Genomic DNA, 23,635 nt, shown 5'->3' on the forward strand with positions numbered 1-23,635 from the left:
AGGTTGCATCCACCAGGGGCCGGTGGTACAAGCCGCGCCCCTTCGTTCGAAGAAATGGCTCTGTGACATCCAGGGGACGTTGGTCGTAGCGCCTCCCGAAGGCAGAGGCCGTTTAAAGAGGTTTTTGCGAATGGCGACACAGAAGATCCGCATCCGGCTGAAGGCGTACGACTCCAAGCTCCTGGATCAGAGCGCTGGCGAGATCGTGGAGACGGCTCGGCGCACGGGCGCCAAGGTGGCCGGTCCGATCCCCCTGCCCACGCGCATCAACAAGTTCACGGTTCTGCGCTCGCCGCACGTGGACAAGAAGAGCCGCGAGCAGTTCGAGATCCGTACTCACAAGCGCCTGCTCGATATCCTCGAGCCGACCCAGCAGACGCTGGACGCGCTGATGAAGCTGGATCTCTCGGCCGGCGTTGACGTGGAGATCAAGTCCTGAGGAAGCGGGGCTGAGCCCTCGCGGTTCCACTCCGTTCCCCAGAGGAAAGAGCCATGGCGAAGTTCGACGTAGTCGATCTGGATTTGAAGAAGGTGTCGGAGCTCGAGCTCTCCGACGAGATTTTCGGCGCCGAGCCGAACGCGAACCTCTTTTACGAGGTCGCGAAGATGCAGCAGATCAACCGGCGCCGGGGTACGGTGGCGGTGAAGAACACCTCGCTGGTGAGCGGCGGTGGCAAGAAGCCCTGGAAGCAGAAGGGCACCGGCCGCGCTCGTCAGGGTTCCATCCGCGCTTCCCACTGGGTGGGCGGCGGCAAGGCGATGGGCCCGAAGCCGCGGGACTACTTCTACCGTCCCCCCAAGAAGGTCCGTCGCGGTGCGCTCAAGGCGGCTCTGTCGCTGCGCGCCCGTGAGAAGACGCTCATCATCGTGAGCGACTTCAGCCTGTCGGCTCCCAAGAGCAAGCAGGCCTTCGAGGCTCTGACCAAGCGCCTGAAGCTGTCCGGCGCGCTGGTCATCGACGCCAAGACCAACACCAACCTGCACCGCAGCGTGCGCAACCTGGCGAAGTTCGACGTTCTGCCCCCTGAGGGCCTGAACCTCGAGTCCGTGCTCCGCCACAAGCACCTGGTGCTCACTTCCGCGGCCGCGAAGGCCATCGAGGGGGCGCTCTCGTGAACATCAACGACGTCATCAAGGGACCGCTCATCACCGAGAAGCTGGACGCGGCCCGCGAGAAGTTCCGGCAGTACTCGTTCATCGTAGACAAGAAGGCCACCAAGTACGACGTGGCCAACGCCGTCGAGAAGCTCTTCAAGGTGAACGTCGAGGGCGTGCGGACCAACATCGTGCGCGGCAAGACCAAGCGCGTGGGTCGCTCGATTGGCAAGCGGCCGAACTTCAAGAAGGCGGTCGTGACCCTGAAGGAAGGGGACAAGATCGAGCTCTTCGAGGGAGGCGCGGTCTAGCGCACTGCGCTGACCGTCGTTGAGGAACCACCATGGGCATCAAGAAGTACAAGCCGACCTCCGCCGCCCGCCGTCTGATGACCGCGTCTGACTTCGCGGACATCACCAAGGGCAAGCCGGAGAAGAAGCTCACCGAGTCCCTGAAGAAGTCCGGCGGCCGTAACGTCCACGGCCACATCACCCGCCGCCACCAGGGCGGTGGTCACAAGCGCCGCTACCGCGTCATCGACTTCAAGCGTCGGGACAAGGACGGCGTGCCGGCCAAGGTCGCCGCGGTCGAGTACGACCCGAACCGCTCCGCCAACATCGCCCTCCTGCACTACGCGGATGGCGAGAAGCGCTACATCCTCGCCCCGGTCGACCTCAAGGTCGGTGACACCGTCATGGCGGGGGAGGGCGCGGACATCCGTCCGGGCAACAGCCTCCCGCTGATCAACATCCCGATCGGTACCATCATCCACAACGTGGAGCTGAAGCCGGGCCGTGGCGCCCAGATCATCCGCTCTGCGGGTTCCTCCGGCCAGCTGATGGCCAAGGAGGGCCGCTACGCCCAGGTCCGTCTGCCCTCGGGCGCCGTGCGCATGGTTCTCATCGAGTGCCGCGCGACCGTGGGCCAGGTCGGTAACCTGGAGCACGAGATCATCCGCATCGGCAAGGCGGGCCGCAGCCGCTGGCTGGGCATCCGGCCCACCGTCCGCGGTCTGGCCATGAACCCCGTTGACCACCCGCACGGTGGTGGTGAGGGTAAGTCCGGCCAGGGTAATCCGCATCCGGTGTCGCCGTGGGGCCAGAAGACCAAGGGTCTCAGCACGCGCACCAACAAGCGTACTGACAAGTTCATCGTGAGCGTCCGCCGTCCGGGCGCGCGCAGCCAGTAGTCGAGGGTTCATACAATGGCGCGTTCGATCAAGAAGGGTCCGTTCGTCGATGGTTACCTCGTGAAGAAGATCGAGGACATGATCACGACGAACAAGAAGAGTGTTGTGAAGACGTGGTCCCGGCGTTCCACCATCCTGCCGGAGTTCGTGGGACACACCTTCGCGGTGCACAACGGCCGCAAGTTCATCCCCGTCTTCGTTACCGAGAACATGGTGGGCCACAAGCTCGGCGAGTTCGCCCCGACGCGTACGTTCGGCGGTCACTCGGCGGAGAAGAAGGTCGCCAAGGGCAAGTAGCCGGCCCCGCTGACAGGCGGCGTCCGCCAGAGGAGATGACATGGAGTCGAAGGCACATCTGAGGTTCCTGCGCATGTCGCCCCGTAAGGTTTCCACGGTGGCGGCGCTCGTCCGGGGCAAGCCGGTGGGGCAGGCCCTGAACATCCTGCGCTTCACCAGCCGCGCCGCGGCGGTCCCCGTGGCCAAGCTCATCAAGAGCGCCGTGGCCAACGCGACCGACTTGTCGAAGGGACAGGTCGACGTGGATAAGCTGATCGTGAAGACGATCTCGGTGGATCAGGGTCCGACCCAGCGCCGCTATATGCCGCGCGCCATGGGCCGCGCCACGCGCATCAACAAGAAGACCAGCCACATTCACGTGGTGCTGGAGGAGGCGGCCAAGAAGTAAGGCCGCCCCCTGGCGCCCCACGCAACCGATTCGAAGGAGAAGCACGTTGGGCCAGAAAGTCCATCCCATTGGGTTCCGCCTCGGGGTCATCAAGACCTGGGACTCCAAGTGGTTCGAGCACAAGAACTACGCGCAGTGGCTGCATGAAGACATCCGCATCCGCGAGTTCGTGAAGAAGTCGCTCGCCCACGCGGGTGTCTCCAAGGTGGAGATCGAGCGCGCGGCGAACAAGGTGAAGGTCAACGTGCACACCGCGCGCCCGGGCATCGTCATCGGCAAGCGCGGTGCCGGCATCGAGACGGTGAAGAAGGACCTCCAGCAGTTCACCAAGAACGAGGTCTTCCTCAACATCGTCGAGGTCCGCAAGGCCGAGACGGACGCGCAGCTGGTGGCGGAGAACATCGCCACCCAGCTCGAGCGCCGTATCGCCTTCCGCCGCGCCATGAAGAAGGCGCTGCAGACGGCGATGAAGTTCGGCGCCAAGGGCATCCGGGTCTCCTGCTCCGGCCGTCTCGGCGGCGCGGAGATGGCTCGCTACGAGTGGTACCGCGAGGGCCGCGTGCCCCTGCATACCCTCCGCGCGGACATCGACTACGGTTTCGCCGAGGCCAAGACCACCTACGGCAAGATCGGTTGCAAGGTCTGGATCTGCCGCGGCGAGGTGCTGCCCACCAAGGGTGGCCACCAGGCCGCGCCGGCTGCCAACCGCTAACTCTCCCCGGGAGCCGCCTCGAGAGAGGCGGCTCGCTCGGGCTTGAAGGACACCGACGATGCTTCAGCCTGCTCGTACGAAATTCCGCAAGATGCACAAGGGCCGTATGCCCGGCCAGGCCCACCGTGGCAGCGATCTCACCTACGGTGAGTACGGCCTGATGTCCCTGCAGCCGGGGTGGATCACCTCGCGGCAGATCGAGGCGGCCCGTATCGCGATGACGCGCCACATCAAGCGTGGCGGCAAGATCTGGATCCGCGTGTTCCCGGACAAGCCGATCACCAAGAAGCCCGCCGAGACCCGTATGGGTACCGGTAAGGGTGGTGTGGAGTACTACGTGGCGGTGGTCAAGCCCGGCCGCATCCTCTACGAGATGGAGGGTATGACGCCCGAGGTTGCCACGGCCGCCATGAAGCTGGCCCAGGCCAAGCTGCCGGTGCTGACGAAGATCGTCAGCCGCAGCGAGCTGGCCCTCTAGTTTTCTGCCTCCGGGCGGCCCACCTGGTGTAGAGGGGCCGCCCGCTGGCTTGAAGGAGATTTGAAGATGGCGACTGCGAAGGAACTCAAGGAGCTCTCGGCGGACGACCTGAAGCGGCGCGCGGCCGAGCTGCGCGAGACGCTGTTCCAGGACCAGCTCAAGCGGGCCACCGGCTCGCTCGACAACCCGTCCGAGCGCACCCAGCACAAGCGCGATCTGGCGCGCATCCTGACCGTCCTGGGGGATAAGTCCCGGGCGGAGAAGAAGGCTTAGGAGCTTTTCTCATGGCTGAAGCGACTCAATCCACCTCTGCCAAGACCTCCACCCGCGGCCGTCCCAAGACCCGCGTGGGGATCGTGACCTCCAACAAGATGCAGAAGACGGTGGTCGTCACCGTCTCGCGCCGCGCGTCTCACCCGAAGTACGGGAAGATCATGAGCATGCGCGAGAAGTACAAGGCGCACGTCGAGGACCACGACTACCCGGCCAAGATCACCATCAACGAGGGTGACCGGGTGCGTATCGCCGAGACCCGTCCTGCTTCCAAGGACAAGCGCTGGCGCGTGGTCGAGGTGTTGGAGAAGAGCAAGAACGTCTGAGCCGTCCGAGCTCGCGCAGCCCACAGGCGCGCGAGGCCGTGGCTCGAGCCGCGCGGTGCCCGTCCTCACCGGATGGGCCTGCCGTAGCTGAGATAGGAGATTCCAGATGATTCAGATGACGAGCGTGCTCGACGTGGCCGACAACTCGGGCGCCAAGAAGGTGTTCTGCATCAAGGTGCTCGGTGGCTCGAAGCGCAAGTATGCATCCATCGGCGATGTGATCGTCGTGTCGGTGCGCGAGGCGCTGCCGAACTCCAAGGTGAAGAAGGGTGACGTGGCCAAGGCGGTCATCGTGCGCACCGCGCGCGAGGTGGGCCGTCCGGATGGCAGCTACATCAAGTTCGATGGCAACTCCGCCGTCCTCATCAACAAGGACATGGAGCCCATCGGGACGCGCATCTTCGGGCCGGTGGCCCGCGAGCTCCGCGCCCGCAAGTTCATGAAGATCATCTCGCTCGCTCCCGAGGTCCTCTAGTAGGGCGTCAGGCGGTCCGCGAGGAGGAAGAGGAACCATGGAGAAGCTCAAGGTTGGAGACACCGTCCAGGTCATCGCCGGCGCCGAGCGCTCGGAGAAGACCCCGGCGACCAAGCGCGGCAAGGTGCTGAAGATCGACCGCGAGGCCCAGCGCGTGACCGTCGAGGGACTGCGCCTGGTCAAGCGGCACCTCCGCAAGACGCCCCAGCAGCCCGAGGGCGGCATCGTGGAGAAGCCGGGCACCATCCAGATCTCGGACGTGCAGGTGGTTTGCGCCAAGTGCGACAAGCCGACCCGCGTGGGTATCCGGGCTGATGGGGACAAGAAGAAGCGGTTCTGCAAGAACTGCGACGCCCTGATTGACTAGGGGTGCCGGTTCGGGCATGTATGCGCGCCCTTTGCCCTACCTCGGGTGAGGGGAGGGCGGGCGAGCATACCCGGGGCCCCGAAGGACCCGTGGGGGCTCCGGTGTTAACAGTTTCCACGCAGCACTGATCGGCGCGCTGGGTCCACGGCGGCGCTCCGAAGCAGAGGACAAGACGATGGCTGAAGAGAAGAAGGACGCGGCGAAGAAGGAAAAGAAGGGCCGCAAGAAGGAAGAAGTCAAGAAGGCCGGCTTCGCGGCGAACATCGAGGAGGGCCTGAAGGCCGGCCCGGCGCGTCTCAAGCTGCGCTTCCGCAAGGAAGGCGTGCCCGCGCTGATGAAGGAGCTGGCGCTCAAGAACCCGATGGAGGTTCCTCGCCTCGAGAAGATCGTCGTCAACATGGGTCTGGGCGAGGCGCTCGCCAACAACAAGATCCTCGAGTCCGCCGTGGACCAGCTGGGTGCCATCACCGGTCAGAAGCCCGTGGTGACCCGCGCCCGCAAGTCCATCGCGAACTTCAAGCTGCGCCAGGGCCAGGCCATCGGCTGCGCCGTCACGCTGCGCGGCGACCGCATGTACGAGTTCCTGGACCGCCTCATCACCGTGGCGCTGCCGCGCGTGCGTGACTTCAAGGGCGTGTCCCCCAAGGCGTTCGACGGGAAGGGCAACTACACGCTCGGCGTGCGCGAGCAGATCATCTTCCCGGAAATCAACTACGACCAGATCGAGAAGGTGAAGGGGCTCAACATCAGCTTCGTCACCACTGCGGCGAACGATGAGCAGGGGCTGGCGCTGATGCGTCACTTCGGCATGCCGTTCCGCCAGTAACGAGGATTCGCATCCATGGCCAAGCTCTCGAAGATCGCCCAGGCGAAGCGCAAGCCGAAGTTCTCCGTCCGCGCGTACAACCGCTGCCCGCTGTGCGGCCGGCCCCGCGCGTTCCTGCGGAAGTTCAACATGTGCCGTATCTGCTTCCGGCACCGCGCGCTCCGCGGCGAGATCACCGGCGTCACCAAGTCGTCCTGGTAGTCGGACGCGGGCTTCCGGACCCCGAGCAGGGGTCCGGGTGCCTGGTCTGCCCCTAGAAGGGCGGGCCGAAGCAGTCAATGCATGGCAACTGTGGCGAACCCCCGGGATGGGCCCGGCAGGCGCGGCGGTTGCGAGCGCGGACGCGGTACAACCGCTCCGCACGGAAGGTACTTTCATGTCGGTTGTCAACGATCCCATTGGCGACATGCTGACCCGCCTGCGCAACGGCTCGCGCGCGCGTCACGACAAGGTCGTCATGCCCCACTCGAATCTCAAGCTCGAGATTATCAAGGTCCTCAAGTCCGAGGGCTTCATCGGCGACTACACCGTTCACGAGCGCGCCCCGCAGAACGAGATCTCGGTCCAGCTGAAGTACGGCCCGGATCGCGCTCCGGCCATCACCGGCATCCGCCGCGTGTCCAAGCCCGGCCTGCGCCGCTACGTCAACGTGCGTGAGATTCCTCAGGTGCTCGGCGGCCTGGGCATTTCGATTCTGTCCACCTCCAAGGGCGTGATGGTGGACTCCGAGGCTCGCAAGCAGAAGGTCGGCGGCGAGCTGCTCTGCACCGTCTACTAGCCAGCCCCCCGGGTGCCGCGGCTCACGCCGCGACCTGGACTGACTGCACTGAGGAAATCATGAGTCGGATTGGAAAGCTTCCGGTCAAGCTGGCGGACAAGACGAAGGTCACGGTGTCGGGCCGCCAGGTCAGTTTCGAAGGCCCCAAGGGCAAGATGGTCGTTCAGCTTCCCGCCAAGGGCGTGAAGGTGACGGTCGCCGGCAACGAGGTGCGGGTGGAGCGCGAGGATGAGTCGCGCGATGCCCGTAGCCTGCACGGCCTGACGCGCACGCTGCTGGCCAACGCGGCCAAGGGCGTGTCGACGGGCTTCGAGCGCCGCCTGGACATCCGCGGCGTCGGTTTCCGCGCCGAGGTCAAGGGCAAGACGATCAACATGTCGCTGGGCTACTCGCACCCGGTGGTGTTCAACCTGCCCGAGGGCGTGACGGCCGAGGTCGACAAGGCCGCCCGCACCGAGGACGGTCTGCCCACCCTGGGTCTGACGCTCCGGTCCGCGGACAAGGAGGCCCTCGGGGCCGCCGCCGTGAAGATCCGCGCGCTGCGCCCGCCCGAGCCGTACAAGGGCAAGGGCATCAAGTACTCGACCGAGAAGATCCGTCGCAAGGAAGGCAAGACGGGCACCGCCTAGTCGGAGTGAACACCCAACCGCGCGGCTCCTTGTGGGGCCGCGCAATCATCCGGCGGTGGAAGTCCCCATCACCGCCGGACGGAGAAGGAATCATCCATGTCGAAGAAACTCGATCCGCGCCTCAAGAGGAAGGACCGCATCCGCCGGAAGCTCTCGGGAACCACCGAGCGCCCGCGTCTGTCGGTCTACAAGAGCCTCAAGCACATCTACGCCCAGGTGGTGGACGACACCACGGGCCGCACCCTGGCCTTCGCCTCGTCGCTCTCCAAGGAGCTCAAGGGCAACGCCGAGGGCGACAAGAAGGCCGAGGCCAAGCGCGTGGGCGCCCTGATCGCCCAGAAGTGCAAGGCGGCCAATGTCGACGCGGTGGTGTTCGATCGCAACGGCTTCCCCTACCATGGCCGTATCGCCGCCGTGGCCGATGCCGCGCGTGAGGGCGGGCTGAAGTTCTAGAAACCTTTCGAATAAGGAAGTTCCCAAGTGGCAACTCCGATCAATCCAAACGATCTCGACCTCACCGACCGGGTGGTGAATATCAACCGCGTCGCCAAGGTGGTGAAGGGCGGCCGGCGGTTCTCGTTCGCCGCGCTGGTGGTGGTGGGCGACGGTGCCGGCCACGTCGGCATCGGCCTGGGCAAGGCCAACGAGGTGCCCGAGGCCATCCGCAAGGGCGGCGAGAACGCGAAGAAGAACCTGTTCCGCGTTCCGCTGCAGGGCCACACCATTCCGCACGAGGTGCTCGGGCACTTCGGCGCGGGCTGGGTGCTCCTGAAGCCGGCCAGCGAGGGTACGGGCGTCATCGCCGGTGGTGCGGTGCGCGCGGTCCTCGAGGCGGCGGGTATCCGCAACATCCTGACCAAGAGCCAGGGCTCGCGCAATCCGCACAACGTGCTCAAGGCCACGGTGGCCGGGCTGAAGACGCTGCGTTCGCCGGAGCAGGTGTCGCGCCTGCGCGGCAAGGACGTGGGTCCCCAGAAGTCCGAAGAGGCGAGGGGTTAATCATGGCGCTCAAGGTCAAGTTGACGAAGAGCTTCGCGGGTTCGTCCGAGGACCAGCTCGCGACCATCCGGAGCCTCGGGCTGAAGAAGTTCGGCGACGAGCGGCTCCTCCAGGACACGCCGGCGAATCGCGGCATGGTGAACAAGGTGCGTCACCTGGTGACGTCCGAGACGGTGCAGGGCGACGCCCCGAAGACCACCCGTCGCAAGCCCCGGCACATCCGGGCCCGGGACGCCGCGCGCGCCCGCCAGGCCTCCAAGGCCTAGTGAGAGGGTTCAGACAATGACTACGCTCAACAACCTGAAGCGCCCGGCTGGCTCGTGGCACCGCAAGAAGCGCGTGGGCCGTGGCCAGGGTAGCGGTCTGGGCAAGACGGCCGGCCGCGGTGGCAAGGGCCAGAAGGCCCGCTCCGGCAACATGCGGTTCGAGGGCTTCGAGGGCGGTCAGAGCCCCCTGCAGCGCCGGCTGCCGAAGTTCGGCTTCATCTCCCCCAACCGCACCATCTACGCGGTGGTGAACCTGGCGGACCTCGAGGCGTTCGACGCGGGCGCCACGGTGGACGAGGCGGCGCTGAAGACGCGCGGCCTGGTGAAGGGCCGTTATGACGGCGTGAAGGTGCTCGGCAACGGCACGCTCACCAAGAAGCTGACCGTCCGGGCGCACAAGCTCTCGGCCACGGCCCGCGAGGCCGTCGAGAAGGCGGGCGGTTCCGTCGAGGAGCTGCCGCTCGTGGCCCACAAGCCCGAGTCCGCCGCCAAGGCCCACGCTGGTAAGGGTGTCAAGAAGGCCAAGGCCAAGTCGTGAAGCGAGGGCGCATCACACTCCTAGTGGTGCGCGCCGCTCCATCCGTGTAGGATTCCGCGCCCCTTTCCGAATTCGGACGGGGGCGCTGTTGTTCTCGCTGAAACCTTTTTGGGGGATGGTTCCCACGTGGCTCTGAACGCCTTCGCCAACGTCTTCCGCATCGCGGAGCTGCGCAGCCGGCTCATCTATACGCTGGGGCTGCTCGCGGTGTACCGCATCGGTATCTTCATCAATACGCCTGGCGTGGACCGGGCGGCGATGAACGCGTTCATGGACGCCCAGCGCCAGTCGGGCGGCCTGTTCTCGCTCTTCAACCTCTTCTCCGGCGGCGCCCTGGACCAGATGTCCATCTTCGGTCTGGGCATCATGCCGTACGTGTCCGCCTCCATCATCATCCAGCTGCTGGCCGTGGTCGTGCCCAGCCTGGAGCGGCTCCAGAAGGAGGGTGCTGGCGGCCGTCAGAAGATCAACCAGTACACCCGCTACGGCACGATCCTCCTGTCCGTCATCCAGGGCATCGGCATCTCGCGCTGGCTGGCCTCGCTGGGCCGCTCCGACGCGGGCCAGAGCGGCTTCAACCAGATCGTCGTTCCCAACGACAACGCCTGGTTCACCTTCATGACCGTCATCTCCCTGACGGCGGGTACCGCGTTCATCATGTGGCTGGGTGAGCGCATCACCGAGCGCGGCATCGGCAACGGCATCTCCCTCATCATCTTCGCGGGCATCGTGGCGGGCCTGCTGCCCAGCGGCAAGACGCTGCTGGACATGATCTCCCAGGAGATCATCAGCGTGGCGGCCGTGGGCGCCCTGCTGGTGTTCATGGTGCTGGTGGTGGGAGTGGTCTGCTACGTCGAGCGCGGCATGCGGCGGATTCCGGTGCAGTACGCCAAGCGGATGGCCGGGCGGCGGATGTTCGCGGGCCAGGCCACCTACTTCCCGATGAAGGTCAACACCGCGGGCGTGATTCCTCCGATCTTCGCCGGCGCGCTGCTGTCCTTCCCGGCCACGCTGGGCACCTGGTTCCCGTTCCTGCAGAACGTGCAGCGCAGCATCGAGGGCAGCCCCTGGGTCTACAACGGCATCTTCGTGCTGCTCATCATCTTCTTCTCGTTCTTCTACACGGCGCTGACCTTCCGGCCGGATGACGTGGCGGACAACATCAAGAAGCAGGGCGGCTACATCCCGGGCATCCGCCCGGGCCGGCAGACGGCGGACTTCATCGAGGGCGTGCTCAACCGCATCACCTTCGGCGGCGCGCTCTACCTGGCCGCCATCTGCGTGATTCCGTCCATCATCAGCAACGTGCTGGGCGTGCGCTTCACCTTCGGCGGTACGGCCCTGCTCATCGTCGTGGGCGTGGCGCTGGACACGGTGCAGCAGATCGAGGGTCACCTCATCAGCCGCAACTACGAGGGCTTCGCCGGTCCTCGCGGCCCGCGCATCCGCGGCCGGGTTCGCGTGGCGGCCTAGCCGAGTCAGTCGTTTCCCTGGCGCTCCTCCCCCCTTCACCCCGGGGAGGGGCGCCTTGTCGTTCCGGGGTGTTGTGAGCGCAGTGGGAGGAGGTTCTCCGTGGCCCTCCCGCGCTCCTTCCTGAAGCGCTGAGAGGAACACAATGAACCTCATCCTGTTTGGCCCGCCGTTCGTAGGGAAGGGCACCCAGGCGAAGAATCTGTACGCGGAATTCAAGATTCCGCAGATCTCCACGGGTGACATCCTCCGCAAGGCCGTCCGCGAGGGCACGGAGCTGGGCAAGTTGGCCGGGCCGTTGATGGCCGCCGGTGCCTACGTGCCGGACGAGATCGTCATCGGCATTGTGGAGGAGCGTCTCAAGGAGCCGGACTGTGCCCATGGCTTCGTCCTGGACGGCTTCCCGCGCACGCCTCCCCAGGCCGAGGCGCTCGAGCGCATGCTCGCCAGGCTGGGCAAGAAGCTCGATGCCGTGGTGTCCCTCAAGGTGCCGCACGAGAAGCTCATCGAGCGCGGCTCGGGGCGGCGCTCGTGCCCCACCTGCGGCTCCGTCTACCACGTCTACCAGAACCCCCCGAAGCGGGCGGGCTACTGCGACAAGGACGGCGCCAGCCTCGTGCAGCGCGACGACGACAAGGCCGAGGTCATCGAGAAGCGCCTGAACAAGTACGACGCGGAGACCGCGGCCCTGGAGCAATTCTACGCGCAGCGCGGCCTGCTCAAGACGATCGACGGGGTGGGGTCGCCCGAGGGCGTGTACGCGGACATCAAGAAGGCCCTGGGCAAGGCCTGAGCGCCCGCTGAGCGGCGGGGCGGGCAGGGGTGGGGCCCGGGGAGTGGGCACCCGCCCTCCGGCGGTTCAAGCAGGCACGAGGCAGCCGTGGGCCAGGTCGAGATCAAGAGCCGGGACGAGATCGCCCTCATGCGTGAGGCCGGGCGCATCGTGAGCGAGATCCTGGACGAGCTCGAGAAGGCCGTGGCGCCGGGTGTCACCACCTGGGACCTGGACGCCCTGTCCGAGAAGCTCATCTACCAGAAGGGCGCCCGGCCGGCCTTCAAGGGCTACCACGGCTTCCCCGCCTGCCTGTGTGCCTCTGTCAACGACGAAGTGGTGCACGGCATCCCCTCCAAGCGGCGCAAGCTGCGCGAGGGGGACCTGATGAAGCTGGACTTCGGGGTCGTCTACCGGGGCTTCTTCGGGGACTCGGCCCGGACGGTTCCGGTGGGGAAGGTGAGCGCCGAGGCCCAGTCGCTGGTGGACGCCACCCGCCAGGCCCTCCACAAGGGCATCCAGGCCATGGTGGCCGGCAACCGGCTCGGGGACATCGGCCACGCGGTCCAGAGCCACGTGGAGGCCCGCGGCTTCTCCGTGGTCCGGCTCTTCAGTGGCCATGGCATCGGCCGCCGCCTCCACGAGGCGCCCGATGTGCCCAACTACGGACAGCCCGGCAGTGGCATGAAACTTCGTCCGGGAATGGTCCTCGCGGTCGAGCCCATGGTGAACCAGGGCACGGATGAGGTGATGGTGCTCGAGGATCAGTGGACAGCCGTAACGCGCGACAGCAAGCTTTCCGCTCACTTCGAGCACACCGTGCTCATCACCGAAGGGGGGCCCGAAATCCTCACCCGGCAGAGGGCCGGGTAGGGGTGCGGAATACGAAGGAGTACACGGGGGTTCGTAGAAATTCGGTTTTACTGCGCGAGGATGCTTGCCACTTCTGGACCAAAGTGTTATCCCGCCGCGCTTCCAGAGTTCCGGTGGTCCGCGAGAGGGTTATCTGATTGCCGAAGGATGATTCCATCGAAGTCGAGGGGACCGTAATGGAGCCCCTCCCGAACGCGATGTTCCGTGTGGTGCTGGACAACGGCCACAAGGTGCTCGCGCACATCTCGGGCAAGATGCGGATGCACTTCATCCGAATCCTCCCGGGCGACAAGGTGAAGGTCGAGCTGTCCCCGTACGATCTGTCCCGGGGCCGGATCACCTACCGGGCGAAGTAGCAAGGGCTCGGTTCCGCGGAATGGCGGACCGGCCCTCGAGGCTTTTCTTTTCTAAAGCGAAGGAAGGGAAGTACCGCCATGAAGGTTCGGGCGTCCGTCAAGAAGATCTGCGACAAGTGCAAGGTTGTCCGCCGCAAGGGCATCGTGCGCGTCATCTGCGCCTCCAACCCCCGGCACAAGCAGCGCCAGGGCTAGGCCCCTCAGGGACCGAGCTCCAGACCAACTCACCAGAAGGAACGACTCAAGATGGCTCGTATCGCCGGCATCGACCTCCCGCCCAACAAGCGCGCGGTGATCTCGCTCCAGTACATCTACGGGATCGGCAACAAGTCCGCCCACGACATCATCACGGCCGCGGGGATCGACCTCACCACCCGGACCAAGGACCTCACCGAGGAGCAGACGCGCAAGATCCGCGAGATCCTCGAGGCGTCCTACAAGGTCGAGGGTGACCTCCGTCGCGAGGTGACCATGAACATCAAGCGGCTGATGGACCTGGGTTGCTACCGGGGCCTGCGTCACCGCAAGGGTCTGCCGGTCCGTGGTCAGCGGACGCACACCAACGCGCGCACCCGCAAGGGCCCGAAGCGCGGCATCGTGCGCGCCAAGCCGGCGACGGCCGCTCGCTAGTTCTTCCACCTGCGCCGGCCCCCCTGAGGAGCCGGCGTCGATTACCTACTTCCAGGAGCAACGAGTTCCATGGCTGAAGAGACCAACGCGCCTGCGGCCCCGGCCGCTGCGGCCCCCGCGACGGGCGACACCGCCGCCGCTGCGCGCAAGAAGGGCAAGAAGGGCAAGAAGAGCATCCTCAATGGCGTGGTCCACATCCAGTCCACGTTCAACAACACCATCATCACGATCACGGACGTGTCCGGGAACGTGATCTCCTGGTCCTCCGCTGGCGCCCGCGGCTTCCGCGGCAGCCGCAAGTCGACGCCGTTCGCCGCCCAGGTGGCCGCCGGTGACGCCGCGGCCAAGGCCATGGAGCACGGCCTGAAGAACGTGACGGTGCTGGTGAAGGGGCCTGGCGCGGGCCGTGAGTCCGCCCTGCGCGCGCTCGCCGCCGCCGGCCTGAAGATCGCGCTCATCCGCGACGTGACGCCCATCCCGCACAACGGCTGCCGTCAGCCCAAGCGCCGCCGCGTCTAGTTCCATCCCGGGCCGCTCTCCTCGTGGGGAGCGGTCCAGACCACCTCTACACGGAGAAGCATCGTGGCCCGTTATACCGCCTCCGCCTGCCGCATCTGCCGGCGCGAGAACCTGAAGATGTACCTGAAGGGTGACCGCTGCTACACGGACAAGTGTGCCATCGAGCGGCGTCCCTATCCCCCCGGTCAGCACGGCCAGGGCCGCGTGAAGTTCTCCGGCTACGGCGTGCAGCTGCGCGAGAAGCAGAAGGTCAAGCGCATGTACGGCCTGCTGGAGAGCCAGTTCCGCGGCTACTACCACCGCGCCTCCGCGGCCAAGGGCAAGACCGGTGAGAACCTCCTGCAGCAGCTGGAGCTCCGCCTGGACAACGTGGTGTTCCGCATGGGCTTCGCGGACACCCGCGCCGAGGCCCGCCAGCTGGTGCGTCACGGCCACTTCACGGTGAACGGCAAGCGGGTCAACATCCCGTCCTTCGCCGTCAAGCCGGGCACCACCATCGAGGTGGCCGAGAAGAGCCGGAAGATCCTCCGCATCTCCGAGGCGCTGGAGACCGTGGATCGCCGTGGCGTGCCGCAGTGGATCGACCTGGACAAGAAGGGCTTCAAGGCCACGGTGCGCACCGCGCCGAACCGCGAGGACCTGACCATGCCGATCCAGGAGCAGCTCATCGTCGAGCTCTACTCGAAGTAATCGGCCTGGCTCGCCCCCACCGGGCGAAACCTGCCGCTGGAGCTGTCGTACGCGCCCTGGCCTCACCGCCGGGGCGTCGTGCTTCTGCCGGTCCCTTCGTGCAGTCCCGGGGCCGGCCGTTATTCAAGAAAACCCCACGTGCCCATCCTCCCGCCACCCCGGTGGGTAAGTCGGTGGTGGCCACGTCATCAGGAGCAGAAGAACATGGCTGACTCTTTCCTCGCGAAGAACTGGCGTGATCTCATCAAGCCCCGCCGGCTCGAGGTCGATCAGGACTCGCTGACCCCCACCTACGCCAAGTTCGTCGCCGAGCCGCTCGAGCGCGGCTTCGGCACCACGCTGGGCAACTCGCTGCGCCGCGTCCTGCTGTCGTCCCTGCAGGGTGCCGCCATCACCACGGTGAAGATCGAGGGTGTGGACCACGAGTTCACCACCATCTCCGAGGTGGCCGAGGACGTCACGGACATCGTGCTGAACCTGAAGGAGGTCCTCCTCCGGATGCACACGAACGAGCCGAAGACGATCCGCATCGAGGCCGAGGGCCCCAAGGAGATCAAGGCCGGTGACATCATCACCGACCAGGACGTGGAGATCCTCAACCCGGGTCACCACATCTGCACCGTCTCCGAGGGCGGCAAGGTCCGCATGGAGCTGACGTGCCGCCGCGGCCGCGGCTACGTGCCGGCCATGGCCAACAAGGTGGTGGGCTCGCCCATCGGCACCATCCCCATCGACTCGCTGTTCTCGCCCATCCGCAAGGTGAACTACCAGGTCACCAATGCCCGCGTCGGCCAGGTCACCGACTACGACAAGCTCGCCCTCGAGGTGTGGACGGATGGCTCCGTCACCCCTCAGGACGCCGTCGCCTACGCGGCCAAGATCATCAAGGAGCAGCTCACCGTCTTCGTCAACTTCGACGAGACCGAGGAGCCCGTGGCGGTCGAGGCCCCGAAGGAGGAGGCCAAGCTCAACGAGAACCTCTTCCGCTCGGTGGACGAGCTGGAACTCTCCGTGCGCTCGGCCAACTGCCTGCAGCAGGCCAACATCAAGACCATCGGTGATCTCGTGCAGCGCACCGAGGCCGAGATGCTCAAGACCAAGAACTTCGGCCGCAAGTCCTTGAAGGAGATCAAGGAGATCCTCGCGGAGATGGGCCTGTCGCTCGGCATGAAGCTGGAGAACTGGCCTCCGAAGACCCCGCCCGCGCCCGCTCCGGGTGCGGCCGCGGCGGCTGCCGCTGCGGCGGCGGCGGGTGGCGCGGTGCCCCCCGGCGCTCCCAAGGCCTAGTCGACTCTCGCATTACCTCCTCCCGCGGGGCGGCATGGCCGCATACCCCGAGGGAGGAGGGGGCCCTCACCGGCCCAACACAGCAACGGTGGAGCCCGTGCCGGTTCCATCCTTCCCACCCGGTACCTCGTACGGCCGGAGTGGTGGGCCCCGAAAGGGCCCGAGGTCAGCACCATGCGTCACAAGGTAGGCCAGAGGAAGCTCCACCGCACCACGAGCCACCGGCTCGCGATGCTCCACAACATGGTCACCTCGCTGCTCGAGCACGAGGCCATCCGCACCACGCTGCCCAAGGCCAAGGAGGCCCGGGCGATCGCCGAGCGCATCATCACCCTCGGCAAGCGCGGTGGCCTGGCCAACGTGCGCCTCGCGGAGCGGACGGTTCGCAACCGCGTCATCCTCCAGAAGGTGTTCAGCGAGTACAAGGACCGTTACGCCAGCCGCCCGGGCGGGTACACCCGCATCGTGCGCCTCGGATTCCGTCGCGGTGACGGCGCCGAGATGGCCCTGCTGGAGCTGGTGGATCGTCCCGCCAAGGCCGCTCCCGTGGACACCGAGGCCGGCGAGGCCACGGAGACCAAGGCGGAGTAGTCGGCCGTCTCAGGGTAGTGCACGAGAGCGTCCTTCCCCCTGGGGAAGGGCGCTTTCGCGCTTTTGGGGGTCCGGCTACTGCGCGTCGTCGGTGAGGTTCACGCCGTTCTCGAGCAGCACGGCATCACCGTCGGCGGTCTGCATCTCGACGCCGACGATGGTGATGTCCGAGGGTGCCGCTTGGCCGTTCGCGTTCAGCAGCTGCTTGGGCGTGATGGTGACATCATGGGCCGCTTCCACGCGCGGCACGAAGGCATTCCACTCCACGCCCCGGTTGTCCTTGACGATGATGCGAACCTTTTCCCACGCATCCTCGCTCTTGTTCATGAGCGTCACCCCGGGGCGGCCGTTGGGGATGGGCACGAGCTTCGCGCCGAAGTCTCCCATCTGCTTCGTGCCCCGGGCGCAGGTGACGCCGAACGTGCTGATCGACAGGAACACCCAGCCGGCCACGATGAAGGCCTTGTACTTGAAGAAGCGGTCCTGCTCGCGGAACTCCTCCACCTTCTCCTTCACGATGGAGAGGGCGTTGAGGGCCACGTTGGCGGACTCGGCCTTCAGCTTCTGGCTCAATTGCCCCTGCTGCTGCTCCTTGGGCAGGGGCGCCGCACGCGCGGCACTCATCACGCGCGGATTGTTCGTCTGCGAGACGCGGGGCATGTTCGTCGACGACGGCGTCCCGCGCGGCGGCTGCTGGGGCTGGTTGGCACCTTCACTCATCGAGCCCCCAGTGTAGAGGGCCCGGGCTCCCGCTGGCTACTGGCCCCTAGGGACTCTTGAGCTGCTGCAGCGCCCGCGAGGCCACCGCGTTCTCCGGCTGGGTCTCCAGCACCTTGCGCAGCCAGCGCTCCGCCTTCCCGGCCGCCTCCCTGCGCTCCTCCGGCCGCGAGGACTGCTTCGCCTGCTCGGCGAACAGGACCCCCAGGCGCAGGGTGAACTCCAGGTTGTCCGGATCCTTCTCCACCACGTACAGCAGCTCCCGCTCGGCGCCTGCCCAGTCGCCCTCCAGCTGACGCACCAGCGCCAGCTTGCCCCTCGGCGCCTGCTCGTCCGGCGACAGGGACGTCAGCACCCGGAAGGCCTCGCCCGCCGCCTTCAAGTCCCGCTGCTCCAGGTAAATGTCCCCCAGCCGGAACCACGCCACGTCCTGCAGCGGGTTGAGCTCCACCGCCTTCTCCAGGTGCGTCCGCGCCGCCTCCGGCCGCTGCCGCCCCAGGTACAGCTCGCCCAGGTAGAAGTGGTTCTTGCCGTCCTCGGGCGCCAGCTCGATGGCCCGCTTGAACTCCTCCACCGCCCGGCCCGCGTCGTCCAGCCGCTGCCACGCCAGCCCCATCAGCGCGTGCACCACCGCCAGGTCCGGGTAGTCCCGCAGAATCTCCTCGAACGCCACGATGGCCGGGTGCGGCGCGTCCAGCTCCCTCAGGTAGCGCAGGCCCTCCTCCAGCTTGGGCTCGGCCGCCTTGGGGAAGCGCGCGAACGGGTCCGCGATCTGATCCATCAGCGCCCGCGCCGTGGCCACCTCGGCACGGCTCGGGCTCATCCGCACCAGCGCCCCCAGCGCCGCCACCGCCCCCGCCGAGTCCCCCGTCCGGTGCAGCGCCTTGGCCAGCGGCAGGCGGATGCCCGCGCGCTCCGGGGCCAGCTCGGCCGCCCGCCGCAGCGGGCCCACCGCCGCCGCGTACTGCTCGGACTCCAGCCGGGCCAGCCCCAGCCGGTAGTGCAGCTCGGGCTCGTCCGGCTTCAGCTCCAGCGCCCGCTCGAAGGCGGCCACCGCCGGGCCCCCCGCGTCCGACGCCCGCGAGAAGTACGCCAGCCCCAGCATGTAGTGGTTCACCGCTCGCTCCGCCTGCGCGTTGCGGCGCTGCAGCTCGGCGATCCACGCATCCGTGCGGCCCGCCTTCACCTGGGCCTCCGTCAGCATCCGCGCCAGCTCCAGATCCTCCGGCGCCCGGGCGGCCTCGGCCTCCAGCAACGGCAGGGCCCGCTCGGGCTGTTTCTTCTCCAGGTACTCACGCGCCTGCGCGCGCGGTTCCAGGGGGCGCTCGGTGGCGGCGCCATGCCGGCAGCCGGTGACCAGGCCCAGTCCGAGCACGGCCATGCCCGCCCAGGAGCGCAGCCGGCGGCGGGAAGTACAGCGGGAGTCGGGGGAGGGTAGGCGCACGGGGGGACGGTCTCCTCAGGAGGCGTTGCGGCGGGAGCGCGAGGGCGCGTCACCCTCGACACCGGCGGCGGCGGTGACCCTCTCGGGATCGCCTCCCTTGCCGCCCAGCTCGAGGCTCTGCTGGATGATGACGTCGCGCACCGCCCGGGCCAGCCCCTCGCGGTCATCCTCGGCGAAGCCCGTGGTGTCGATGGGCTTGCCGATCTTCACGTACACGGGGCCCGGCTTGATGTTCCACGAGTTCTTCGGCATCACCGAGCCGGAGCCCTCGATGGTGATGGGCACCACCGCCACCCGGGACTTGAGCGCCAGCGCGAAGGGGCCCTTCTTGAAGGGCAGCACGCGGCCATCGTCCGAGCGCGTGCCCTCGGGGTAGAGGAACACGCTCGTGCCACTGCGGATCTTCTGCGCCGCGGCGTCCAGCGAGGCGATGGCCTTGTCGCGCCGGCCCCGGTTCACGAAGATGTGCCCCGCGTACCACAGGTACCAGCCGATGAGCGGCACGTACTTGAGCTGGTGCTTGGCCACGTACCGGAAGTTCACCGGCACCGTCACGAAGTGGATGGGGATGTCCAGCGTGGACTGGTGGTTGGACACGTAGATGGTGGGCCGGTTCGGGTCCACGTTCTCCTGGCCCGTCACCACCAGCCTGGCCCCTCCCGTCGCGATGAGGATGGGCGACCAGAGCCGGCGCGCCACCCAGACCGTGGCGCCCGGGTTGAGGGTGATGAGCGCCACCACCACCGTCACGGGGAAGAAGATGGCGGTGGCGACCACCGCGACCACCATGCACAACAAATTGCGGAGCATCCTGGCGACCTCGTCAACGTCCTAGGGGGAGCCCACCACGGCGTACAGCCCGGTGTCCCGCCAAGAATGCCCGAACAGCGGAGCCGCCCGCACCTCTTCCAGGTGCCAGCGGCCGCCCGCACGCTCGCGCGCCCAGGGACGGTGGGATGGCGCCCCCCGCCGCCGCCCGGGACAGGACGGCCGCTTGGACCGCGCCAGACTCGGGACGGGTAGGGGGCAGGGGAGACATGGGGGGCCGTATCTACCATGCCCCCTCGCTCTTCTGGCCACCTTGGATCTGGTGTGCGCCGCCCGGTGGGGGTACAAGCGCGGTGCTTTGGCCAAGAAGAAGTTCATCGCGATCGCGGGCAACATCGGTGCCGGGAAGACGGAGCTCACGTCCTTCCTCTGCCGGAAGTACGGCCTCACCCCCTTCTTCGAGCCCAACGAGGAGAACCCCTACCTCGCTGACTTCTACAAGGACATGAAGACCTGGGCCTTCCGCTCCCAGCTCTTCTTCCTCACCGCCAAGTTCCGCCTCCAGCGAGAGCTCGAGCGCTCGCCCGGCACCGCCCTCCAGGACCGGACCCTCTACGAGGACGCGGAGATCTTCGCCAAGAACCTCCACCGCCAGCGCTACATCGACAAGCGCGACTGGCAGATGTACTGCAGCCTCTACGAGACCTTCGCCCAGACGCTCACCCCGCCGGATCTGATGATCTACCTGCGCTGTCCGGTGAAGACGCTGCGCCAGCGCATCCGCCTGCGCGGCCGGGAGATGGAGCAGGACATCCCCACCGCCTACCTCAACCGGCTCAACGCCCTGTACGAGGAATGGTTCAGTGGTTACAAGATGTCCCCCGTCCTGGTTCTCCCGACGGATAAGCTGGACTATCTGACGAACCTGGTGGACCGCGTGGACCTCTTCCGACAGATCGAGAAGCACCTGTGATGGAGGTCTACCTCGTCGCCATCTCGCGCGCCTCGCCGATCCCCCTCGACGAGCTGCGCGCCGCCTTCGAGTCCGAGGAGATGGGCTTCACCCCCGCCGCCGACGGCCACGGCTTCACCATCGAGGCCGAGGAGTCCCGGGTGGAGGTCGTCTTCGAGCAGCGGCCCGCTCCCGTCGACTGGACCCCGGACATGTTCTCCGGCAGCGAGCCCTCGCTGGAGTCGCTCACCCGCGCCCGCGCCTTCTACCGCTTCGCCTTCGAGTCCAGCTCCACCCAGCCCACCGTGCCCGTCTTCGTGGCCCTCATGTGCGCCCGCATCGTCCTGGCCCACGTGGACGGCGTGCTGGTGGACATCACCTCCTCCAAGGTCCACGAGTCCGAGGACGTGGCGGAGATCACCGAGCTGGACTTCGACATCCGCGACCACGTCAACCTCCACGCCGTGGAGGTCATCGAGGGCGAGACCCCTCTCTGGGTGCACTCGCACGGGATGGAGAAGTTCGGCGCGAGGGACTTGGAGATCTTCCACCTGGGCGAGCAGGACCTGCTCCCCGCCGAGGCCTTCCTCCACGAGCTGTGCACCGACCTGGCCTTCGGGCAGGAGCCCCCGCTGCGCAAGGAGATGGGGACCAGCGAGGGGCAGACCTTCATGCTGGTGCCCTCGGAAGAGGCACGCACCAACCTGCTCGGCGTTCCCCTGGAAGCCTTCGAGGGCCATGAGGGCCTCTTCCTCACCGTGGTGTCGCCCCAGGGCCGGCACAACACCGCGGAGCTGCTGCGCCCCTTCCGCGAGCGCTTCGCCCAGGAGCCCACCGAGCAGACGGAGGCCATGCGCCTGGAGGCCCAGGCCCACCTGCCCGCCTTCAAGGCGCGCTTCCTGCGCCGCGGCCTCATGGAGCCGCTTACCTTCCTCGTGCGCGCCCCCTTCGAGACCCACCCGGAGGGCAGCACCGTCACCGAGCAGCTCTGGTCCGAGGTGCTCTCCTGGGAGGAGGGCATCATCGTCGGCCGCCTCGTGGACGGCGCCGTCCACACCACCGAGTGGCGCAAGGGCGCCCATGTGGAGGTGGCCGAGGCTGACGTGAACGCGCTCGCCCTCAGCCGCGAGGGCCGCACCCTGGAAGAGGACGAGGTTCGCGCGCTGCTCAACGCCGAACGCCCGATGTGAGAAGGGCGGTGGTAGCATCCGCCGCCGCCCGCCATGCCCGCCCTGTTGCTCCTCTCCGGTCCCTCGGCCGGCCTGCGCTACGAGATCCAGACCGAGGCGACGATCGGCCGCAGCCCCTCGTGTGAGATTCCCCTCACCGAGGATGACCAGCTGTCCCGCCGCCATGCCCGCTTCTTCGTGCAGGAAGGGCAGGTGCGCGTGGCCGACCTGGGCTCGCGTAACGGCACCTCCGTCAATGGCGAGCGCATCTCCGGCGAGGTGCTGCTGCACGCAGGCGACCGCGTCCAGGTGGGCAAGACGACCATGCTCGTCGAGCCGCCCGGTGCCGCCTCGCTCGCGGCCACCGTCCCCGAGGGCGCCAGCCACCTGCCCGTCGAGGAGGTGCTGCCCCACGTCGGCACCGAGGCGGCCCTGTACTCGGCGGGCGCGGCGCTGCTGGGCGCCACCAGCGAGGCCATGGTGCTGCGGCGCATCGCCGAGGCCTCGCTCCACGCCCTGAATGGGGACGCGGCGGCGGCGCTCCTCGGCGACACCAAGGGCCTGCTCACCGCGGCCGTGGTGGGCGCTCCCTCCGTCGAGGTGCCCCGCGACATGGCCCGTGCCACCCTTGAGCGCTCCGAGCAGGGCCGCTCGGCGGGGAGCCTGTGCTCGCCCCTGGTGGCCTCGGGTGGACTGCCCTTCGGCGTGCTCTACGTGGAGCGCTCGGAGCCGGACTTCTCCGAGGCGGATGGGCGGCTCGCGGCCATGCTCGGGCGGCTCGGGGGCGAGGCCTATGCCGCCGTGCGCTCGCGCGCGGGGAGCCAGCCGGCTCGCGTGGACATGGCCGGCAACTCGCGCCCCTTCCGCAAGGTGGTGGAGCAGGCCCGCCGCGCCGCCGCCAGCGCCGCCCCCGTCGTCATCTCCGGCGAGCCCGGCACCGGCAAGTCCTTGTGTGCCAGCTACATCCACGCGCGCTCGCCCCGGGCCCTCGGGCCGCTCGTGCGCGTGGATTGCCGCGATGCCGCTTCCCTGCAGGAGGTGCTCCTCGGTCGCGCCAGCGGGCCAGGCGTGCCTCCCGTGGCCTCGGCGCTGCTGCGCGCCGACGGCGGCACCCTGCTGCTGCACCACATGGAGCTGCTCCCACGCGCCCTCGCCGAGCGGCTCGCCCGGTTGATCGCCCGCAAGACGGCCCCGGCCCTCCAGGGTGGCGAGGAGCCCGTGGACTTCCGCCTCATCGTCACCGCGAATGGCCCGCCGCACGCGCTCGTCGTGAAGGGCGAGGTGGATGCCTCGCTCGTCCGGCAGCTCGCGGGGCTCGAGCTGGCCATTCCTCCGCTGCGTGAGCGGCGCGCCGACATCCCCCTGCTCTTCGAGCTGTTCGCCACCCGGGGCGCTCGGGCCGCCCGCATGGAGCCTCCCGTGCTCGCCCCCGAGGCCCGCCAGCTCCTCATGGACTACGAGTGGCCCCACAACGTCCGCGAGCTGGAGTTGCTCGCGGAACGGCTCGCCCTGGTGCACGCCGGCGTGCAGCTCCACGCGCTGAGCCTGCCTCCGGAGATTCAAGCGGGCAGTGCGTCGCCTCCGCAGCTCACCCTGCAGGAGCGTGTCGCCCGGCTGGAGCGCGATGCCATCGCCGAGGCCCTGCGCACCGCCGGGGGGAAGAAGATCGTCGCCGCGAAGATGCTCGGCATCAGCCGCCCCACGCTGGACAAGAAGATCGAGGACTACGGCCTCACCGTGGCTCGGCGGCGCGCGTGAGGG

General features: G+C 67.5%; 36 protein-coding genes. 33 read left to right on the forward strand and 3 right to left on the reverse strand.

What is annotated here, in order from left to right; genetic code table 11:
- Positions 1–130 precede the first annotated feature (130 nt).
- From rpsJ to rplQ, 30 genes are all read left to right on the forward strand, one after another.
- The gene (gene rpsJ, locus NR798_RS20675) at positions 131–439 is read left to right on the forward strand and encodes a 30S ribosomal protein S10 (protein ID WP_002625389.1); all 309 of its coding nucleotides are present in this window, start codon (positions 131–133) and stop codon (positions 437–439) included.
- A 53-nt stretch (positions 440–492) separates the two neighbouring features.
- On the forward strand, positions 493–1,116 hold the full coding sequence (rplD, locus tag NR798_RS20680) for a 50S ribosomal protein L4 (protein ID WP_375773212.1): 624 nt from the start codon (positions 493–495) through the stop codon (positions 1,114–1,116).
- The gene (locus tag NR798_RS20685; RefSeq protein ID WP_375773213.1) at positions 1,113–1,406 is read left to right on the forward strand and encodes a 50S ribosomal protein L23; all 294 of its coding nucleotides are present in this window, start codon (positions 1,113–1,115) and stop codon (positions 1,404–1,406) included. Before rplD ends, NR798_RS20685 begins: the two co-directional genes overlap by 4 nt.
- A gap of 32 nt (positions 1,407–1,438) precedes the next feature.
- Positions 1,439–2,284, forward strand: coding sequence for a 50S ribosomal protein L2 (gene rplB, locus NR798_RS20690; RefSeq protein WP_073563511.1), 846 nt, complete (start codon positions 1,439–1,441; stop codon positions 2,282–2,284).
- A 15-nt stretch (positions 2,285–2,299) separates the two neighbouring features.
- Complete coding sequence (gene rpsS / locus NR798_RS20695; RefSeq protein ID WP_047857260.1) at positions 2,300–2,581, forward strand: 30S ribosomal protein S19; 282 nt, start codon at positions 2,300–2,302, stop codon at positions 2,579–2,581.
- A gap of 40 nt (positions 2,582–2,621) precedes the next feature.
- Positions 2,622–2,969 carry a 50S ribosomal protein L22 gene (gene rplV / locus NR798_RS20700; RefSeq protein ID WP_047857261.1) on the forward strand — a complete coding sequence of 116 codons (348 nt, stop codon included), beginning with the start codon at positions 2,622–2,624 and terminating at the stop codon, positions 2,967–2,969.
- Between the two features lie 46 nt (positions 2,970–3,015).
- Entirely contained in the window at positions 3,016–3,681 is a 666-nt protein-coding gene (gene rpsC / locus NR798_RS20705) for a 30S ribosomal protein S3 (protein ID WP_375773214.1), read from the forward strand.
- Between the two features lie 58 nt (positions 3,682–3,739).
- Positions 3,740–4,159, forward strand: a complete 420-nt coding sequence (gene rplP, locus NR798_RS20710; protein ID WP_375773215.1) for a 50S ribosomal protein L16 — start codon at positions 3,740–3,742, stop codon at positions 4,157–4,159.
- A gap of 66 nt (positions 4,160–4,225) precedes the next feature.
- Positions 4,226–4,432: a 50S ribosomal protein L29 gene (gene rpmC / locus NR798_RS20715; protein WP_375773216.1), complete on the forward strand. Its 207-nt coding sequence runs from the start codon at positions 4,226–4,228 to the stop codon at positions 4,430–4,432.
- 11 nt (positions 4,433–4,443) lie between these two features.
- Positions 4,444–4,758 (forward strand): 30S ribosomal protein S17, encoded by a 315-nt coding sequence (gene rpsQ / locus NR798_RS20720; protein ID WP_375773217.1) that lies wholly within the window; start codon positions 4,444–4,446, stop codon positions 4,756–4,758.
- 106 nt (positions 4,759–4,864) lie between these two features.
- Complete coding sequence (rplN, locus tag NR798_RS20725; RefSeq protein ID WP_043409019.1) at positions 4,865–5,233, forward strand: 50S ribosomal protein L14; 369 nt, start codon at positions 4,865–4,867, stop codon at positions 5,231–5,233.
- A 37-nt stretch (positions 5,234–5,270) separates the two neighbouring features.
- A complete protein-coding gene (gene rplX, locus NR798_RS20730) occupies positions 5,271–5,600 on the forward strand; it encodes a 50S ribosomal protein L24 (protein WP_073563507.1) in 330 nt (109 codons plus the stop codon).
- Between the two features lie 175 nt (positions 5,601–5,775).
- Positions 5,776–6,426, forward strand: a complete 651-nt coding sequence (gene rplE / locus NR798_RS20735; RefSeq protein WP_375773218.1) for a 50S ribosomal protein L5 — start codon at positions 5,776–5,778, stop codon at positions 6,424–6,426.
- 15 nt (positions 6,427–6,441) lie between these two features.
- Positions 6,442–6,627 (forward strand): type Z 30S ribosomal protein S14, encoded by a 186-nt coding sequence (locus NR798_RS20740; protein WP_043409024.1) that lies wholly within the window; start codon positions 6,442–6,444, stop codon positions 6,625–6,627.
- A gap of 175 nt (positions 6,628–6,802) precedes the next feature.
- A complete protein-coding gene (rpsH, locus tag NR798_RS20745) occupies positions 6,803–7,204 on the forward strand; it encodes a 30S ribosomal protein S8 (RefSeq protein WP_047857265.1) in 402 nt (133 codons plus the stop codon).
- 59 nt (positions 7,205–7,263) lie between these two features.
- Positions 7,264–7,833, forward strand: a complete 570-nt coding sequence (gene rplF, locus NR798_RS20750) for a 50S ribosomal protein L6 (RefSeq protein ID WP_375773219.1) — start codon at positions 7,264–7,266, stop codon at positions 7,831–7,833.
- Positions 7,834–7,929: 96 nt separating this feature from the next.
- Positions 7,930–8,286 (forward strand): 50S ribosomal protein L18, encoded by a 357-nt coding sequence (gene rplR, locus NR798_RS20755; RefSeq protein ID WP_375773220.1) that lies wholly within the window; start codon positions 7,930–7,932, stop codon positions 8,284–8,286.
- A 27-nt stretch (positions 8,287–8,313) separates the two neighbouring features.
- Positions 8,314–8,832: a 30S ribosomal protein S5 gene (gene rpsE, locus NR798_RS20760; RefSeq protein ID WP_375773221.1), complete on the forward strand. Its 519-nt coding sequence runs from the start codon at positions 8,314–8,316 to the stop codon at positions 8,830–8,832.
- Between the two features lie 2 nt (positions 8,833–8,834).
- Entirely contained in the window at positions 8,835–9,098 is a 264-nt protein-coding gene (rpmD, locus tag NR798_RS20765) for a 50S ribosomal protein L30 (protein ID WP_047857267.1), read from the forward strand.
- A gap of 16 nt (positions 9,099–9,114) precedes the next feature.
- Complete coding sequence (gene rplO, locus NR798_RS20770; protein ID WP_375773222.1) at positions 9,115–9,636, forward strand: 50S ribosomal protein L15; 522 nt, start codon at positions 9,115–9,117, stop codon at positions 9,634–9,636.
- Between the two features lie 126 nt (positions 9,637–9,762).
- On the forward strand, positions 9,763–11,109 hold the full coding sequence (gene secY, locus NR798_RS20775) for a preprotein translocase subunit SecY (protein ID WP_375773223.1): 1,347 nt from the start codon (positions 9,763–9,765) through the stop codon (positions 11,107–11,109).
- A 142-nt stretch (positions 11,110–11,251) separates the two neighbouring features.
- Entirely contained in the window at positions 11,252–11,899 is a 648-nt protein-coding gene (locus tag NR798_RS20780) for an adenylate kinase (RefSeq protein WP_375773224.1), read from the forward strand.
- 87 nt (positions 11,900–11,986) lie between these two features.
- Positions 11,987–12,751: a type I methionyl aminopeptidase gene (map, locus tag NR798_RS20785; RefSeq protein WP_375773225.1), complete on the forward strand. Its 765-nt coding sequence runs from the start codon at positions 11,987–11,989 to the stop codon at positions 12,749–12,751.
- A gap of 137 nt (positions 12,752–12,888) precedes the next feature.
- The gene (gene infA, locus NR798_RS20790; RefSeq protein ID WP_043409051.1) at positions 12,889–13,107 is read left to right on the forward strand and encodes a translation initiation factor IF-1; all 219 of its coding nucleotides are present in this window, start codon (positions 12,889–12,891) and stop codon (positions 13,105–13,107) included.
- Between the two features lie 78 nt (positions 13,108–13,185).
- Entirely contained in the window at positions 13,186–13,302 is a 117-nt protein-coding gene (gene rpmJ / locus NR798_RS20795; RefSeq protein WP_002633586.1) for a 50S ribosomal protein L36, read from the forward strand.
- A 51-nt stretch (positions 13,303–13,353) separates the two neighbouring features.
- Positions 13,354–13,737, forward strand: a complete 384-nt coding sequence (gene rpsM, locus NR798_RS20800; protein WP_375773226.1) for a 30S ribosomal protein S13 — start codon at positions 13,354–13,356, stop codon at positions 13,735–13,737.
- A 69-nt stretch (positions 13,738–13,806) separates the two neighbouring features.
- The gene (gene rpsK, locus NR798_RS20805) at positions 13,807–14,256 is read left to right on the forward strand and encodes a 30S ribosomal protein S11 (protein WP_267537784.1); all 450 of its coding nucleotides are present in this window, start codon (positions 13,807–13,809) and stop codon (positions 14,254–14,256) included.
- Positions 14,257–14,319: 63 nt separating this feature from the next.
- Entirely contained in the window at positions 14,320–14,946 is a 627-nt protein-coding gene (rpsD, locus tag NR798_RS20810) for a 30S ribosomal protein S4 (protein WP_047857271.1), read from the forward strand.
- 204 nt (positions 14,947–15,150) lie between these two features.
- Entirely contained in the window at positions 15,151–16,233 is a 1,083-nt protein-coding gene (locus NR798_RS20815) for a DNA-directed RNA polymerase subunit alpha (RefSeq protein ID WP_375773227.1), read from the forward strand.
- Between the two features lie 174 nt (positions 16,234–16,407).
- Positions 16,408–16,824, forward strand: a complete 417-nt coding sequence (rplQ, locus tag NR798_RS20820; protein ID WP_375773228.1) for a 50S ribosomal protein L17 — start codon at positions 16,408–16,410, stop codon at positions 16,822–16,824.
- A gap of 75 nt (positions 16,825–16,899) precedes the next feature.
- Here the strand turns inward: rplQ and NR798_RS20825 are convergent, their stop codons facing one another.
- From NR798_RS20825 to NR798_RS20835, 3 genes are all read right to left on the reverse strand, one after another.
- Positions 16,900–17,544, reverse strand: a complete 645-nt coding sequence (locus NR798_RS20825) for a hypothetical protein (protein ID WP_375773229.1) — start codon at positions 17,542–17,544, stop codon at positions 16,900–16,902.
- Positions 17,545–17,590: 46 nt separating this feature from the next.
- Complete coding sequence (locus NR798_RS20830; RefSeq protein ID WP_375773797.1) at positions 17,591–18,922, reverse strand: tetratricopeptide repeat protein; 1,332 nt, start codon at positions 18,920–18,922, stop codon at positions 17,591–17,593.
- A 78-nt stretch (positions 18,923–19,000) separates the two neighbouring features.
- Positions 19,001–19,795, reverse strand: coding sequence for a lysophospholipid acyltransferase family protein (locus tag NR798_RS20835; protein WP_375773230.1), 795 nt, complete (start codon positions 19,793–19,795; stop codon positions 19,001–19,003).
- Between the two features lie 316 nt (positions 19,796–20,111).
- On the opposite strand from NR798_RS20835, the gene NR798_RS20840 reads away from it, so the two are divergent.
- Genes NR798_RS20840 through NR798_RS20850 form a run of 3 tightly spaced genes read left to right on the forward strand, consistent with a single transcriptional unit; the run spans position 20,112 to position 23,632 of the window.
- Positions 20,112–20,726, forward strand: a complete 615-nt coding sequence (locus NR798_RS20840) for a deoxynucleoside kinase (protein ID WP_329729747.1) — start codon at positions 20,112–20,114, stop codon at positions 20,724–20,726.
- Positions 20,723–21,895: a hypothetical protein gene (locus tag NR798_RS20845; RefSeq protein ID WP_375773231.1), complete on the forward strand. Its 1,173-nt coding sequence runs from the start codon at positions 20,723–20,725 to the stop codon at positions 21,893–21,895. The genes NR798_RS20840 and NR798_RS20845 overlap by 4 nt, the downstream gene beginning before the upstream one ends.
- A gap of 33 nt (positions 21,896–21,928) precedes the next feature.
- Positions 21,929–23,632 (forward strand): FHA domain-containing protein, encoded by a 1,704-nt coding sequence (locus NR798_RS20850; protein ID WP_375773232.1) that lies wholly within the window; start codon positions 21,929–21,931, stop codon positions 23,630–23,632.
- The last annotated feature ends 3 nt before the right edge of the window (positions 23,633–23,635 follow it).

The sequence above is a fragment of the Archangium gephyra genome, assembly GCF_042230915.1.
GTDB classification, from domain to species: domain Bacteria; phylum Myxococcota; class Myxococcia; order Myxococcales; family Myxococcaceae; genus Archangium; species Archangium gephyra_B.

Excerpts from the sequence above, each read along its gene's own strand:
- rpsJ (WP_002625389.1), top strand. The coding sequence starts at position 131 with ATGGCGACACAGAAGATCCGCATCCGGCTGAAGGCGTACGACTCCAAG.
- rplD (WP_375773212.1), top strand. The coding sequence starts at position 493 with ATGGCGAAGTTCGACGTAGTCGATCTGGATTTGAAGAAGGTGTCGGAG.
- rplB (WP_073563511.1), top strand. The coding sequence starts at position 1,439 with ATGGGCATCAAGAAGTACAAGCCGACCTCCGCCGCCCGCCGTCTGATG.
- rpsS (WP_047857260.1), top strand. The coding sequence starts at position 2,300 with ATGGCGCGTTCGATCAAGAAGGGTCCGTTCGTCGATGGTTACCTCGTG.
- rplV (WP_047857261.1), top strand. The coding sequence starts at position 2,622 with ATGGAGTCGAAGGCACATCTGAGGTTCCTGCGCATGTCGCCCCGTAAG.
- rplP (WP_375773215.1), top strand. The coding sequence starts at position 3,740 with ATGCTTCAGCCTGCTCGTACGAAATTCCGCAAGATGCACAAGGGCCGT.
- rpmC (WP_375773216.1), top strand. The coding sequence starts at position 4,226 with ATGGCGACTGCGAAGGAACTCAAGGAGCTCTCGGCGGACGACCTGAAG.
- rpsQ (WP_375773217.1), top strand. The coding sequence starts at position 4,444 with ATGGCTGAAGCGACTCAATCCACCTCTGCCAAGACCTCCACCCGCGGC.
- rplN (WP_043409019.1), top strand. The coding sequence starts at position 4,865 with ATGATTCAGATGACGAGCGTGCTCGACGTGGCCGACAACTCGGGCGCC.
- rplX (WP_073563507.1), top strand. The coding sequence starts at position 5,271 with ATGGAGAAGCTCAAGGTTGGAGACACCGTCCAGGTCATCGCCGGCGCC.
- rplE (WP_375773218.1), top strand. The coding sequence starts at position 5,776 with ATGGCTGAAGAGAAGAAGGACGCGGCGAAGAAGGAAAAGAAGGGCCGC.
- NR798_RS20740 (WP_043409024.1), top strand. The coding sequence starts at position 6,442 with ATGGCCAAGCTCTCGAAGATCGCCCAGGCGAAGCGCAAGCCGAAGTTC.
- rpsH (WP_047857265.1), top strand. The coding sequence starts at position 6,803 with ATGTCGGTTGTCAACGATCCCATTGGCGACATGCTGACCCGCCTGCGC.
- rplF (WP_375773219.1), top strand. The coding sequence starts at position 7,264 with ATGAGTCGGATTGGAAAGCTTCCGGTCAAGCTGGCGGACAAGACGAAG.
- rplR (WP_375773220.1), top strand. The coding sequence starts at position 7,930 with ATGTCGAAGAAACTCGATCCGCGCCTCAAGAGGAAGGACCGCATCCGC.
- rpmD (WP_047857267.1), top strand. The coding sequence starts at position 8,835 with ATGGCGCTCAAGGTCAAGTTGACGAAGAGCTTCGCGGGTTCGTCCGAG.
- rplO (WP_375773222.1), top strand. The coding sequence starts at position 9,115 with ATGACTACGCTCAACAACCTGAAGCGCCCGGCTGGCTCGTGGCACCGC.
- NR798_RS20780 (WP_375773224.1), top strand. The coding sequence starts at position 11,252 with ATGAACCTCATCCTGTTTGGCCCGCCGTTCGTAGGGAAGGGCACCCAG.
- rpmJ (WP_002633586.1), top strand. The coding sequence starts at position 13,186 with ATGAAGGTTCGGGCGTCCGTCAAGAAGATCTGCGACAAGTGCAAGGTT.
- rpsM (WP_375773226.1), top strand. The coding sequence starts at position 13,354 with ATGGCTCGTATCGCCGGCATCGACCTCCCGCCCAACAAGCGCGCGGTG.
- rpsK (WP_267537784.1), top strand. The coding sequence starts at position 13,807 with ATGGCTGAAGAGACCAACGCGCCTGCGGCCCCGGCCGCTGCGGCCCCC.
- NR798_RS20815 (WP_375773227.1), top strand. The coding sequence starts at position 15,151 with ATGGCTGACTCTTTCCTCGCGAAGAACTGGCGTGATCTCATCAAGCCC.
- rplQ (WP_375773228.1), top strand. The coding sequence starts at position 16,408 with ATGCGTCACAAGGTAGGCCAGAGGAAGCTCCACCGCACCACGAGCCAC.
- NR798_RS20825 (WP_375773229.1), bottom strand. The coding sequence starts at position 17,544 with ATGAGTGAAGGTGCCAACCAGCCCCAGCAGCCGCCGCGCGGGACGCCG.
- NR798_RS20830 (WP_375773797.1), bottom strand. The coding sequence starts at position 18,922 with ATGGCCGTGCTCGGACTGGGCCTGGTCACCGGCTGCCGGCATGGCGCC.
- NR798_RS20835 (WP_375773230.1), bottom strand. The coding sequence starts at position 19,795 with ATGCTCCGCAATTTGTTGTGCATGGTGGTCGCGGTGGTCGCCACCGCC.
- NR798_RS20850 (WP_375773232.1), top strand. The coding sequence starts at position 21,929 with ATGCCCGCCCTGTTGCTCCTCTCCGGTCCCTCGGCCGGCCTGCGCTAC.